Origin of the sequence: Parabacteroides sp. PH5-46, assembly GCF_029892785.1 — a bacterium.
Taxonomy (GTDB): domain Bacteria; phylum Bacteroidota; class Bacteroidia; order Bacteroidales; family Tannerellaceae; genus DFXE01.
In genome coordinates, this window is sequence record NZ_JARXXA010000006.1 from 230,542 (window position 1) to 244,370 (window position 13,829).

At 42.2% G+C, this 13,829-nt stretch carries 10 protein-coding genes; 8 read left to right on the forward strand and 2 right to left on the reverse strand.

All coding sequences use genetic code 11. From position 1 onward, the window contains the following. Window positions 1–3: 3 nt before the first annotated feature. The 7 genes from recQ to mutL all read left to right on the forward strand — a co-directional run bounded on the left by recQ (window position 4) and on the right by mutL (window position 9,959). On the forward strand, window positions 4–2,184 hold the full coding sequence (gene recQ, locus M2470_RS08585; protein WP_280744507.1) for a DNA helicase RecQ: 2,181 nt from the start codon (window positions 4–6) through the stop codon (window positions 2,182–2,184). Between the two features lie 145 nt (window positions 2,185–2,329). Next, the gene (locus M2470_RS08590) at window positions 2,330–3,967 is read left to right on the forward strand and encodes a peptidylprolyl isomerase (protein WP_280744506.1); all 1,638 of its coding nucleotides are present in this window, start codon (window positions 2,330–2,332) and stop codon (window positions 3,965–3,967) included. 2 nt (window positions 3,968–3,969) lie between these two features. Next, complete coding sequence (locus M2470_RS08595; protein ID WP_280744505.1) at window positions 3,970–4,833, forward strand: peptidyl-prolyl cis-trans isomerase; 864 nt, start codon at window positions 3,970–3,972, stop codon at window positions 4,831–4,833. 24 nt (window positions 4,834–4,857) lie between these two features. Then, window positions 4,858–6,222: a peptidylprolyl isomerase gene (locus M2470_RS08600; protein ID WP_280744504.1), complete on the forward strand. Its 1,365-nt coding sequence runs from the start codon at window positions 4,858–4,860 to the stop codon at window positions 6,220–6,222. A 65-nt stretch (window positions 6,223–6,287) separates the two neighbouring features. Then, entirely contained in the window at window positions 6,288–7,793 is a 1,506-nt protein-coding gene (locus tag M2470_RS08605) for an OstA-like protein (RefSeq protein ID WP_280772660.1), read from the forward strand. A 28-nt stretch (window positions 7,794–7,821) separates the two neighbouring features. Then, entirely contained in the window at window positions 7,822–8,130 is a 309-nt protein-coding gene (locus M2470_RS08610) for a hypothetical protein (protein ID WP_280744502.1), read from the forward strand. Next, a complete protein-coding gene (gene mutL, locus M2470_RS08615) occupies window positions 8,127–9,959 on the forward strand; it encodes a DNA mismatch repair endonuclease MutL (protein WP_280744501.1) in 1,833 nt (610 codons plus the stop codon). The genes M2470_RS08610 and mutL overlap by 4 nt, the downstream gene beginning before the upstream one ends. A gap of 7 nt (window positions 9,960–9,966) precedes the next feature. Here mutL and M2470_RS08620 read toward each other — a convergent pair whose 3' ends face one another. Then, window positions 9,967–10,836 (reverse strand): DUF4249 family protein, encoded by an 870-nt coding sequence (locus tag M2470_RS08620; RefSeq protein ID WP_280744500.1) that lies wholly within the window; start codon window positions 10,834–10,836, stop codon window positions 9,967–9,969. Window positions 10,837–10,848: 12 nt separating this feature from the next. Further along, on the reverse strand, window positions 10,849–13,176 hold the full coding sequence (locus M2470_RS08625) for a TonB-dependent receptor (RefSeq protein WP_280744499.1): 2,328 nt from the start codon (window positions 13,174–13,176) through the stop codon (window positions 10,849–10,851). A 215-nt stretch (window positions 13,177–13,391) separates the two neighbouring features. Between M2470_RS08625 and M2470_RS08630 the strand changes: the two genes are divergently transcribed. After that, the gene (locus tag M2470_RS08630; RefSeq protein WP_280744498.1) at window positions 13,392–13,718 is read left to right on the forward strand and encodes an MGMT family protein; all 327 of its coding nucleotides are present in this window, start codon (window positions 13,392–13,394) and stop codon (window positions 13,716–13,718) included. Window positions 13,719–13,829: the final 111 nt, after the last annotated feature.

The window sequence follows — 13,829 nt, forward strand, 5'->3', positions numbered from 1 at the left end:
TTTATGGTAAAAAAGGATAATCTAACTGAAAAACTAAAAACACATTTTGGATTTGACACATTTAAAGGAACACAGAAAGTCATTATAGAAAATGTATTGGCTGGAAATGATACCTTTGTGTTAATGCCTACCGGAGGCGGCAAATCATTATGTTATCAATTACCTTCTCTTTTGATGGAAGGTACGGCGATTGTTATATCTCCATTGATAGCTTTAATGAAGAACCAGGTAGACGCCATGAGGAATTTCAGTGAAGAAGACGGAATTGCCCATTTTATGAATTCTTCTTTGAATAAGGCCGCTATCGACCAGGTGAAAGAAGACCTTTTGAGCGGTCGTACAAAGCTTTTGTATGTGGCTCCGGAGTCTTTAACCAAAGAAGAAAATGTGGAATTCCTTCAGCAAATCAACATATCATTTTATGCCGTAGATGAAGCGCATTGTATTTCGGAATGGGGACATGATTTTCGTCCGGAATATCGTAGAATACGCCCCATTATCAATGAGATAGGGAAAAGACCGCTTATTGCATTGACTGCCACTGCCACCCCCAAAGTGCAACATGACATACAGAAGAATCTGGGGATGATTGATGCAAAGGTGTTTAAGTCGTCTTTTAACCGATCAAACTTATACTATGAGATCCGGCCGAAAGGGACAGATATTGACCGTGAAATAATCAAGTATATCAAAGCAAATGATGGAAAATCGGGCATTGTTTATTGCCTGAGCCGGAAAAAAGTGGAGGAATTTGCGGAAATACTGAAAACAAATGGAATCAAGGCCCTGTCTTATCATGCCGGGATGGACTCACAGCAGCGTTCTGCCAACCAGGATGCCTTTCTTATGGAAGAGGCGGATGTGATAGTCGCTACCATTGCCTTTGGTATGGGAATTGACAAGCCGGATGTTCGGTATGTGATTCATTATGACATACCTAAAAGTCTGGAAGGTTACTATCAGGAAACCGGAAGAGCCGGACGGGATGGAGGAGAAGGTCAATGTGTGGCTTTTTATGCCTATAAAGACCTTCAGAAGCTGGAAAAATTTATGCAAGGAAAACCTGTTGCCGAGCAGGAAATCGGGAAGCAACTGTTACTGGAAACGGCCGCTTATTCAGAAACGGCTGTTTGTCGCAGAAAAGTATTGCTTCATTATTTCGGAGAAGAATACACAGAAGAAAACTGTGGAAATTGTGATAATTGTTTGAACCCTAAAAAACAAGTGGAAGCGAAAGATTTGTTAAGTGCCGTACTGGAAGTTATCAGTGCATTAAAAGAAAAATTCAAAGCAGAATATATTGTCAATATGTTGCTGGGCAACGAAACGTCAGAAATACAATCATATAAACACAATGAACTGGAAGTTTTCGGAAGCGGGCAAGATGAAGACGAAAAAACATGGAATGCCGTTATCCGGCAAGCTCTTATTGCCGGCTACCTGACCAAGGATATAGAAAATTACGGTTTACTCAAAATCACGGAAAAAGGAAGAGCGTTTATCGAAAAACCCGAATCTTTCAAGATCATAAAAGACAATGAATTTGAGGAGGAGGAAGAAGATGTGCCGGTTCGCGGAGGTGCAACATGTGCTGTAGACCCGGTGTTGTATTCTATGATGAAGGATTTACGCAAGAAGCTTTCCAAGCGCCTGGAAGTGCCTCCTTTTGTGATCTTCCAGGATCCTTCGCTGGAGGCTATGGCAACTACCTATCCTATTACGCTGGACGAACTGCAGAATATCCCGGGAGTAGGAGCAGGAAAGGCTAAACGTTACGGGCAGGAGTTTGTAGCGCTTATCCGTAAGCATGTGGAAGAAAACGAGATTGAACGTCCGGAAGATTTACGTGTTCGCACGGTAGCCAATAAATCTAAACTGAAAGTGTCTATTGTTCAAAGTATAGACCGGAAAGTGGCATTGGATGATATTGCTCTGACTAAAGGGCTTGAGTTTACAGAGTTGTTGGACGAAATAGAAGCGATTGTTTATTCCGGAACTCGTATTAATATCGACTATTTCCTGAATGATGTAATGGACGAAGATCACATAGAGGACATCTATGAATATTTCAAAGATTCGGAAACCGACGATTTGGAAGATGCCATAGAGGAGCTCGGAAGTGATTATACAGAGGAAGAGATACGTTTGGTACGTATCAAATTCCTGTCGGAAATGGCTAATTAACGATCTTGATTGTTCATTTTATAGATTATAGAATATTAAAAAGTTTAAAACAATCACCTGTCAGATAATTTTTCGCGTGATTTTACGTTCTATATATTAATGTTTTGTAATGTATAGTGATTATAATATGGAGAAACAATTCTTTATGAGGAAGATACTGATAATATCATTCGTTCTTGTTTCCTTTATGGGAAGCGCTCAAATCCCTGATGATTCAGTGATAATGACTGTAGCAGGGAAACAAGTACCCCTGTCTGAATTTGAGTTTATCGCCAAAAAGAACAATGAAGTGGATTTTACATCGGAAAAATCCCTGAAAGAATACATTGAACTATTCAAGAATTTCAAGCTGAAAGTAGCAGACGCTGAAAGTGAGCAATTAGATCAAACTTCTGCTTTTAAACAAGAGTTGGAAGATTATACCTCTCAACTGAAGATGAGTTATCTGTATGATAAGCAAGCAGAGGAAGATGCTGCACGTGTTATCTATGACCGGGCAAAAAACTACCTGGAAATAAGTCAGATATTGTTTCCTGTTCAGGGTCAGCACTTAGCCAAGGATACAGTAGCCGTCTATGAACAAGCAATGGAGGCGTATAACCGTATAAAGAAAGGAGAAGATTTTGATAAGGTAGGTACGGAAATGTACAGCGCCTACAGGCATCACTTAAGCCATCATGCCCATGGGCATGATCACGGCCATGCACACGCGCATGATAACGACGACTGTGTACCTGTTGCCTATGAGTATATCCCTTGTTTTCTTCCTTTCCAAAAAGCCAAAATATTTGAAGAAAAAGCCTATACTATGAAGGTGGGCGAAGTATCTTTGCCTATACGTAGTTCAGATGGTTTTCATCTGATTTATCTGAAAAGCAAAAAGGAATTTCCGGGATTAATACGAGTAGCGAATATTCGTATTGGCTTTGAGAAGGATTCGGTGACGCGAACAAAAGAAGAAGCCCTGAAAATAGCAGAAGAAGTATATCAGAAAGCTATCTCGGGTGAAGATTTTGGCAAACTGGTAGAAGAATATACGTCCGATGAAAATGCAGGAGACGGGGCATTACCTCCTATCAGACCGGGAGAATTGATAAAGGAAATCGAGGATATTGCATTTTCTCTTCAAAATCCGGGTGATATATCCAAGCCATTCCTTACAGAATACGGATATCATATTCTTAGATTGATCGAACGGGTTCCGAAGCCTACTTTTGAATCAGAGAAGGAAGATCTGATAGCTTCCATGAAGCGTGACGAACATAACTTTGATTTGTTCAAGGGATTTGATGAGCGCTTAAAGAAAGAGTATAACTGTACATTTTATCCGGAAGCCTATGCCGAACTTGAAAAACTAGCCGGAGAGCACTTCCCGAGCAGTAATGAGTTCTTTGATAAGGCAGTGGATATGAAGAAAACACTGGTTGTTATAAACGGAATAGACTTCCCTCAATCAGAACTGGCTTATTATATGAACCGTTATCCCTATTCAACAAAAACATATGCCTGTGATTTCATGCAGGAAATCTATGATCTTTTTGTGCGAGACATCGTAACAGGCCTTGAACGTGAGAATATGGATGTAAGACATCCCGAAATACCCTATCTGATGCAAGAGTACAAAGACGGAATGTTGTTGTTTGAAATAAGCAATCAGAAAGTATGGAGTCAGCCGTTGGAGCAACAAGAAGCTATTGAAAAGAAGTGGATTGCAGAGCTAAATAAGAAATATCCGGTTAAGATCAACCAGAAAGTGCTCAAGAAAATGATAATCAAAAAATAAAGATGCGAAGTAAGGCCTTCATCTTTTTAACGGGATTTATTCTGCTATGGTGTTTTGCTTGCAAAAGAACGCAAACAATCAGTGAAGCAGACATACTTGTCAGTGTAAAAGATCGGGCACTTTACCGCTCGGAAGTGCTTAACATGATTCCGCGCGGAACTTCCTCTTCGGATAGTCTGCTAATGGCAGAAAGCTATGTAAAAAAATGGGTAAAAGACGCCTTAGTCTATGAAATCGCTTTGCGTAATTTACGGGATGAAAAAGACGATATCGAACAGCTGGTAGAGGATTATCGTCATTCGCTTTATCGTAACCGTTACCAGGAACGACTGATAAAAGAGCGTCTCTCTTCCAATATCAGAGAAAGTGATAAGTTAAATTATTACGAGGAAAATCAAAAAAAGTTTACTCTGGACAAAGGGCTGATCAAAGGACTTTTCCTGAAAGTTCCTGCAAATGCTCCCGGATTGTTGGAGGTGAAAGAATGGTACAAGTCCAGCTCGGAAGAATCGTTAGAGAAAATTGAGAAATATAGTATACAGAATGCCAATATTTATGACTACTTTTACGACAGATGGATTGACTTTGACGAAGTAATGGATAATATACCTGTCCGGATACCGGATGCCAACACTTTTCTCAAGAATAATAAAACGATTGAAGTGTCGGATAGTAGTTTTTGTTATTTGTTGAACATTAAAGAGTATATACCTGCCGGAAATGTAGCTCCTTACGAATATGCAGAGTCTCAAATCATGGAAATGCTGATTAATCAGCGGAAAATGGAATTTTTGAAAAACTTCGAAAACGAATTGTATAATGATGCGATAAAGAATGGCGACGTTGTTTTTAACAATGAGCCATAAATGCTCAACAATAAAAGAGTATAAATGATGAAAAAGATTTTTACTGTATTTTTTCTTGCCTGTTGCCTCCTAAGCTTGAATGCTCAGGAAAACGTGATTGATGAAATAGTGTGGGTGGTAGGAGATGATGCTATTTTGCGCTCTGATATTGAATCACAACGTTTGTATATGCAAAATGAAGGGGTACGTATGGATGGAGATCCCTATTGTGTAATACCGGAAGAGATGGCTGTGCAAAAGCTCTATCTGAACCAGGCTAAGATAGACAGTGTAGACGTAAGTGAAACACAGGTTCTTCAGAATGTGGATCAATGGATGAACTTTGCCATGAACCAGATAGGCTCTAAGGAGAAAATGGAAGAATATTTCAACAAAAAATATTCTCAGATCAAGGAAGAACGGAAGGAGATGGTAAGAGAACAGCAAATTGTCCAGCAAATGCAGCGGACATTGGTGGAAAATATAAAGCTAACTCCTGCAGATGTCCGGAAATTCTACAATCAAATACCAAAGGATAGTTTACCCAATATCCCTACAACAGTGGAAGTGCAAATCGTAACGCTTGAGCCTAAGATCCCATTTGAAGAGACAGATGCTATCAAAGCCCGCTTACGTGATTTCACAGAACAGATTACAAGTGGTAAGATGGAATTCTCTACCTTGGCGCGTTTGTATTCGGAAGATGTAGAGTCTGCAAAAAGAGGGGGAGAGCTTGGTTTTATGGGGAAAACAAACCTGTTGCCCGAATTTGCCAACGTAGCCTTCAATCTCAACGACCCGAAGCGCGTATCTAATATTGTAGAAACGGAATATGGATTTCATATTATCCAGCTTATCGAAAAGCGGGGAGACCGTATCAATTGCCGACATATCTTGCTGCGTCCGAAGGTATCAGAGCGGGAAATCGTAGAAGCGACTACTCGTTTGGATTCTCTGTATAATGACCTGCAGGCTAATAAATTTAGTTTTGAAGAAGCTGCTACGTTTGTATCATACGACAAAGATACCCGTAACAATAAGGGTTTGATGATCAATCAAAATTATGAAGGAAACAACTTTGGTACGCCTAAATTTGAAATGCAGGAGTTGCCACAGGAAATCGGTAAGATCATCTATAATATGCAGATAGGTGAAATGTCAAAACCATTCACCATGCTGACTAGCAAGCAGAAAGAAGTAGTAGCCATTGTAAAACTGAAAGCCAGAACAGACGCTCACAAAGCGAATATGACAGATGACTATCAGGCATTAAAAGCAATGGTTGAAGATCAAAAGAGAGAAGAGTTACTCAAAAACTGGATCATCCAAAAGCAAAAAACGACCTATGTACGCATTAGCGATGGATGGAAGAATTGTGACTTTAAGTATCCAGGCTGGATCAAAGAATGAGAAAAACAGGCATTTTATTTTCGTTAATCGCTTTTCACCTGCTTTTCTTTTGTGCTTTTGCGCAAATGCAAGACAGTACTGCCACCAGAAAGAAGATTTATCTGGAGCATTCAAAAACCTTGTCTTTTGATGAAAATATAAATCCTGACGCTCAGATTCTGGTCGGAGATGTTCGTTTCCGGCACGATAGTTCCTACATGTATTGTGATAGCGCATACTATTACGAGGCTTCTAATTCTTTGGAGGCCTTTAGCAATGTGCGGATGGAGCAGGGAGATACCTTGTTCATTTACGGGAACTGGTTGTTTTATGACGGAAATATACAGTTAGCGCGTTTGCGTGAGAATGTCCGGATGGAGAATAATCAGGTTACTCTTTTTACAGACAGTCTTAATTACGACCGGATATCGAACATCGGCTATTATTTTGACGGAGGTTTGATTGTAGACGAAGACAACGAACTTTCGTCATACTACGGGCAATATTCTCCGGATACCAAACTCGCTATTTTCAACGATAGCGTACGACTGGAAAACCCTCAATTTATCTTATACTCAGATACCCTTCATTACGATACGAATACTAAGATAGCCACAATACTGGGGCCCTCTGTCATCGAGTCGGATAGCGGTACGATTCATTCTTCGCGTGGCTGGTATAATACGGAAACAAATGTTTCTCTTTTGCTGGATCGTTCGCAGGTATTGTCGGGCGATCGCTTGTTGATGGGTGATTCGATTGTTTATGATCGGGAAAGCGGTTTCTCGGAGGTCTTTGGCAATATGTTCCTGCAAGATACTGCACAAATGATCATATTAGAAGGAAAATACGGTTATTACAATGAAAAGACAGAGTATGCCTTTGCCACAGATAGTGCCCGTTTCCTAGAGTATTCTCAGGGAGATACGTTATATCTGCATGCCGATACGTTATTGATGGAAACGGTAGACTCTACCTTCCGTGAGATAAAGGCTTATTATGGAGTGCGTTTTTACCGGATAGACTTACAGGGTGTTTGTGATTCCATGCAATTCAATACGCGCGACTCGGTGTTGTATTTGTACACCGATCCGGTAGTATGGAATGAGACCTATCAGCTATATGGCGATACCATTGTTGTTCACATGAATGACAGTACAGTAGACTATGCCCATGTTATCCAGTTTGCCTTTGCCGTGCAGGAAGCAGATTCTTCTTACTATAACCAGGTAAAAGGGAACGACCTGAAAGCCTATTTTAATGGTAAGTCCGTAAGCCGAATAGACGTAAGCGGAAATGCGGAGTCTATCTATTACCCCTTGGAGGATGATGGAGCCAAGATTGGGCTGAATGAAACAAAAAGCGCCTATCTTTCTGTTTGGCTGGAAGATAATAAACTGGAAAAGCTCAAGTTATGGCCGGAAGCAGAAGGCACACTGACACCTATTCCGGATTTGCGCCCCGATCAGAAAACCCTGAAAGACTTTTACTGGTTCGACTATTTGCGCCCCAAAAACAAAGATGATATTTATAACGTTGTGAAAAGAAAAAGCGGAGATGCTCCGAAAAGAAGCAATAAATTCGTACATTAGCAGTTGTATTTACTAAACGTATAAAATCATGGCATTTTTCTCATTTTATAGTGTACGTAAACCCCGTCAATTTGAGCATAAGCCCATTTATTGGGATCCTCGTAAGGAGGATCTGGAGGATCGTACGCGCAGAATTAAGCGCGAGCTGGGAGTGCTGGATGACCCCCTTGATGAATATAAGCCCGATATAAAAGGTAAGTTTATAGAAGGAACAACACACCTGAAGAAAAGCCAGATGAGGGGGGATGACACCCGTAGCCGGAAATACAAGAATGTAAAATTGGCTGTTGCTCTGGCTGTATTGGCTGCATTATTATGGATTTTGTTTTTTAAATGAGCGATATAATTCATTTACTGCCGGATAGTATTGCAAACCAAATTGCCGCAGGAGAAGTTATCCAGCGTCCGGCTTCTGTTGTTAAAGAATTAATAGAGAATGCAGTAGATGCAGGAGCTACTTGTATTCAGGTAAACATAAAAGATGCGGGACGAACCCTGATCCAGGTCATAGACAATGGAAAAGGAATGTCGGAAACAGACGCCAGAATGGCCTTTGAAAGGCATGCTACCTCCAAGATTAATTCAGCAGACGATCTTTTTGCCCTGCATACCATGGGTTTTCGTGGAGAAGCGCTGGCTTCTATAGCTGCCGTTGCACATGTGGAATTGCGCACCAGACTTAAAGGTGCAGAGCTGGGTACGCGTATATTGCTGCAAGGCTCCACTGTAGAGGAAGCCATCGCCGACTCCTGTGTAGAAGGCAGTATCTTTTCGGTTAAAAACTTGTTTTTCAATGTTCCCGCACGGCGTAAGTTCTTAAAGTCGAATGAAGCGGAGTTTCGCCATATTATCCAGGAATTTGAACGTGTTGCACTTGTCAACCACCATATAGAACTATCTCTTTATCATAATGATATGGAGATATTTAACCTGCCAGAGTCTGGCTTGCGGCAGCGTATTGTGAATATTTTCGGGAAAGCGATCAACCAGAAACTGCTTTCTCTGGAAGCCCAGACCTCAATGGTTACAATCTCAGGCTTTGTAGGAACACCGGACTCTGTAAAGAAGCGGGGGGCTCTGCAATTCTTTTTTGTGAATGGGCGCTTTATGAAGCATCCCTATTTCCACCGGGCTATCATGCAAGCCTATGAGCAACTGATTCCTACGGGTGAGATGCCGAACTATTTCATCTATTTCACACTGGATCCTTCAGCCATTGATGTAAACATCCATCCGGCGAAAACCGAGATCAAGTTTGAAGACGAACAGATGATCTGGCAAATCCTGATGGCGGCAGTACGGGAAGCTCTGGCCAAGTCTAATGCGATCCCTACGATTGACTTTGATAAGGAAAACGCAATCGACATTCCAACTTACAATCCTTCGGAAAATACACGTCCTCTGCAGATTCCCCAAGTTCAGATAAACCCGGATTATAATCCGTTTAAAACGACATCGTCTTCCTATAAGAAGGAAGAATTTGACTGGGCTTCCTTATATCAGGGCTTCAATAAGGAAACAGAATCCGCGAATGTTTTTCCGGAAACAGAGATAGAAACCGTATCTACGCAAGATATGCCGGAAACAGACCTTTTCGGTGAGTTGTCGGGTGCATACTATCAATACAAAGGCAGATACATCGTTACTTCCCTGAAATCCGGCCTGGCATTGATCGATCAATATCGTGCCCATGTCCGCATCTTGTACGATCAATACCTGCAGAATATCAGTCAACAAAAGGGAGCTTCTCAGAAGTTACTCTTCCCCGAGATTGTATCCTTTACCTCCGATGAGGCTGCCATGCTTCCGCTCATTCTAGACGATTTGTATTATATCGGCTTTGATTTGAGCGATTTAGGGAGCAATAGCTATGCCGTTAATGGAGTGCCGGCAGGTATGGAGAGCTCAGACCCCGTTACTTTAATTAAAGATGCTGTCAGTCATGCTATTGAGACCGGTTGCAAGGCGCATGAAGAGATATGCGAAGCAATAGCTTTGTCATTGGCTAAAGCGGCGGCTATCCGCCCGGGCAAAACCCTTTCAGCCGACGAGGTTAATCACCTGATCGCCTCCTTGTTCTCATCGCCATCTTCCTCTTATACGCCTGATGGCAAGCCTATTTTGCTGATATTAGGCGATGACGAGTTAGACAAACGCTTTAAGTAAGAACTTTTTACTGATGATGATAAACCCGGCTTGTTCTTCTTCCGGAGAAAGCCGTAAAGAAGCCGGAGATATCAGCCGGGGCATTCTGTGTTTTGCATTGAATATTCGTTTCCAGATTAGCCGGTGGACCGCTGAATAGCGGGTCACTTCCCCATAATTCACTTTGTGCATTCTCTATAAAGGTGGCATATTCTTTGGTGATGCCGTCTACCCGTACGGTGATGTAGTCTCCTTCTTCTAGTATATCGTCTTCCTCTTCATCTTCTTGGTCCAGGTAAAAGCAGGAAATACCTATAATCTCTTTCTTATCCAGGTATTCGTCGTCTATCACAAAGTAGTCTTCCAGATGAGAAGTCAGTTGTTTATCGTTTCGGTAGATATGAAAACTCAGGTAGTTTTCGTCCTGCTCCGGCAGTCTTCCCCAGAGTAATACTTCTATGAATTTATCAATCAAATCCGAGTCGCGAAAGTCGATAGAGTCTACCTCCGGAGCATAGGGTAGGAAAGAAGTAGCTTCGTATGTTTCAAATGCTCCGTCTTCGTCAAAGTCCAGGCTTACGGACAAGGTATAGCTTTCTCCCTCTATGCCGTACACATGCCCTTGCGTTTGATACAAGCCTGCCTCAGAAGGGTTTTCTGTCAATACAAATACACTGTCTCCCGAGCTGATACGTACGTCGGCGTGGCTGATTCCTTCCGGTCTGCTGGTGGCAAAGTAGCTCGACGAACGGGTGATGCGAATCTCGTGCCGGGTAGTGTCTGATGTAATGTAGCCGTAAATCACCAAGTGGGGCTCGGAGGCTTCCGTATTAATGTCAATACGTTCGGTGCACGAGAACAGGCAAAGTGCCAGTAAACTAACTATATATCGTTTCATAATGAACAGGATTTAAAAGGTGAAATTCCAGGTAATAGAAGGAATGAAAGTAAAGAGATACACAATTTCGGCATACGACACATCCGGTTGGTCATCTTCCTGCTGGAAGGTAATCATCCAGGGGTTCTTCCTCCCGTAGGCATTGTAGAGCGAGAAGTTCAGCTCATGCTTGAAGCGCTTTCCCGGCTTGGATAGCTGGCAAGTAGCTGACAAATCCAAGCGGTGATAAGCCGGATAACGATATTCATTCCGCCCCGAATAGATCGGGATATAAGACTCTCCTATCTGGAAACGACCGGTGGGGTAGGTAACAGGCGTGCCGCTGGCATATACCCAGTTGCCCGAGATTGTCCATTTGGATGAGAGCTCGTAATTGGCTACAACAGAGATGTTATGCGGCTTGTCGTAAGGCGAGCGATACCACTTCCCGTTGTTAATATCATCCACCTGCCGTCTGCTTTTAGAGAGGGTATAACTCACCCATCCATTGATGCGTCCACTATTCTTCCGCAGCATCAGCTCCAGTCCATAGGCATAGCCTTTTCCGAAGCGTAGTTCGTGCTCCAGGTCTTCATTTCCCATCAGTTCGGCATGGTCTTTGAAATCTACTACATCCTTCATGTTTTTGTAATAAATCTCGGCAGATGCCTCATATTCATTGTTCGCAAAATTGCGGAAATAGCCCAGTGCAAACTGGTCGCATAGCTGGGGTTTTACGTTCTGCGAGGCTTGGAACCAAACGTCCAGAGGCGAGCCCGAGGCTGAGTTTGAAGCCAGTTGAATGTATTGCGCCGTGCGCGAATAGCTGGCCTTTGCCGAGTGGATATCATTCATAATGTAGGTTACACCCAAGCGAGGTTCCAGCTGTTGCTGATGTTTATAAACCGTTCCCTTCTTGTATGTTTTGGTGTAACTTACTTTGTAATCTTTCAGAAAATCAAGCTCTTCGCCATTGGCGATGTTCTGGAAAGCAGTATAGCGCAAACCGTATTTTAGTTTCAGTTTCTCGCCTACGGTTGTTTCGTTGGTCAGGTACACGGCATGCTCCATAGCGTATTCCTTTGGAAGGTTGATGCGGCCTACTATAGACTCTTCGCCGATACCTCCTCCTTCTCCCGGAATAAAGTGATGATAAATGAGATTGTAACCAAACTTTATGTTGTTTTTCGGATTGGGCAGGTATGAAAAGTCTGCTTTGAAGCCATAATCATTCATCTTCGATTTCCAGTCCTGATTGAGTTGCGAGCTGAGCTCACTTAATAGGTAATAGTCATAGAAACTGCCGATTAGCGTAAAGTTTGAGAACAGTTTGGGCGAGAAGATATGATTCCAGCGGATGGTAGCTGTTTTGTTGCCGAAATCCATTCCCGCAAACTTATTGGAAAAATTGTCTCGTCCCAGATAACCAGCCAGATAGATCCGGTTGTTATCGTCAATCCGGAAGTTTAGCTTGGCATTCATATCATAGAAATAAAGGCTCGATTTCCGCAGGTTGTCGTCCGAAGATAGCTTCAGGAACAGGTCTGCATAGGTGCGGCGGCCGGATATCAGTCCCGAAGCCTTTGAGCCCAAAGGTCCTTCCAATGTGAGTCGGCTTGAGATAAGCCCGACACCTCCTGTCCCGCTAAACCGCTGGTTGTTACCATCCTTGCTGCGAATATCCAATAAAGAAGACAGGCGCCCTCCAAAGGAGGCGGGTATATCCCCCTTATATAATGTGACATCCTTGATGGCATCGTTGTTGAACACAGAAAAGAAGCCCATCAGGTGAGAGGCGCTGTACACCGTCGCCTCGTCAAGCAGAATAAGATTCTGGTCGTGCCCTCCGCCCCGGACGCTGAATCCGGAAGAGCCTTCGGATGTAGACTGTACTCCGGGCAGTAGCTGGATGGCTTTAATAACGTCTACTTCTCCCATCAAAGCAGGCACTTTCTTGATAGATTTGGCAGATAGCTTTTCTACACTCATCTCTGCCTTGGTGACGTTTATATTCCTGCTTTCGGCAGAAACAACCACTTCAGACAGCTGTTGTGTACTGGCTTCCAGTTCAATATTCAGCCGCTGGTCGGCCGACAGATCAACTTGCATTTCCTTTTGCTGATAACCGATGTATGAAAACACCAGTTGGTAGGTACCTTTCGGCAGGCTGAGTGAATATAGACCATAGGCATTGGATACAACTCCGGTTCTGGTTCCCGCAATAGTTACTTCTGCACCAATAAGATCTTCTCCGTTTTGTTTGTCTTTGATTGTACCACTAATGGTGATTTTTTTATCTTGCCCCCAAAGAATCAACGGAATACACAACAACACAGATAGGGTCAATAAATGTTTTCTCACTTGTTTGTTTATTATTGAACCGCAAAGAAAAACAAAATTTGAAAACAATTGAGAAATTTAATACTCTATAACTTTTTGCTATAAAAACACTCAATTTTACATCAAACTGCTACAAACATCTAAAAAATGTCTTTATTCTCAAATATTTTTTAGGCGTGAGAATTTATTCTCATCCGGTTGAAACTTTTTCTCAAATAGAATATTATTTTTGAAGCATGAAAGAATCTTTGTCTGAAGCTGTTTATGAAATTGTGAGGCTGATACCCCGTGGCAGGGCTACCAGCTATGGTGCTATAGCCAAGGCTGTAGGCTATCCGAACCAGTCGCGTATGATAGGGAGAATCATGGGCGAATGTCCCTCCAAAGACATTCCGGCTCACCGGGTGGTGAACAGTCAGGGGCTATTGTCAGGCAAAGATTGCTTTGAAACGCCTACCCTTATGCAGGAATTATTAAGCGCAGAAGACGTTATTGTTAATAATAACAAAATCCAAAACTGGAAAACTATTTTTTGGAATCCAATCGAAGAACTTGATTTTTGACGTAAACCTTACATTTAACCAATCCATTGATAATTAGCAAAATCTGAAATTTTGACGAGTTTTTGACGTATTCTTTTTCCCTGCTTAACGTATTCGGGAATGGGTAAATTT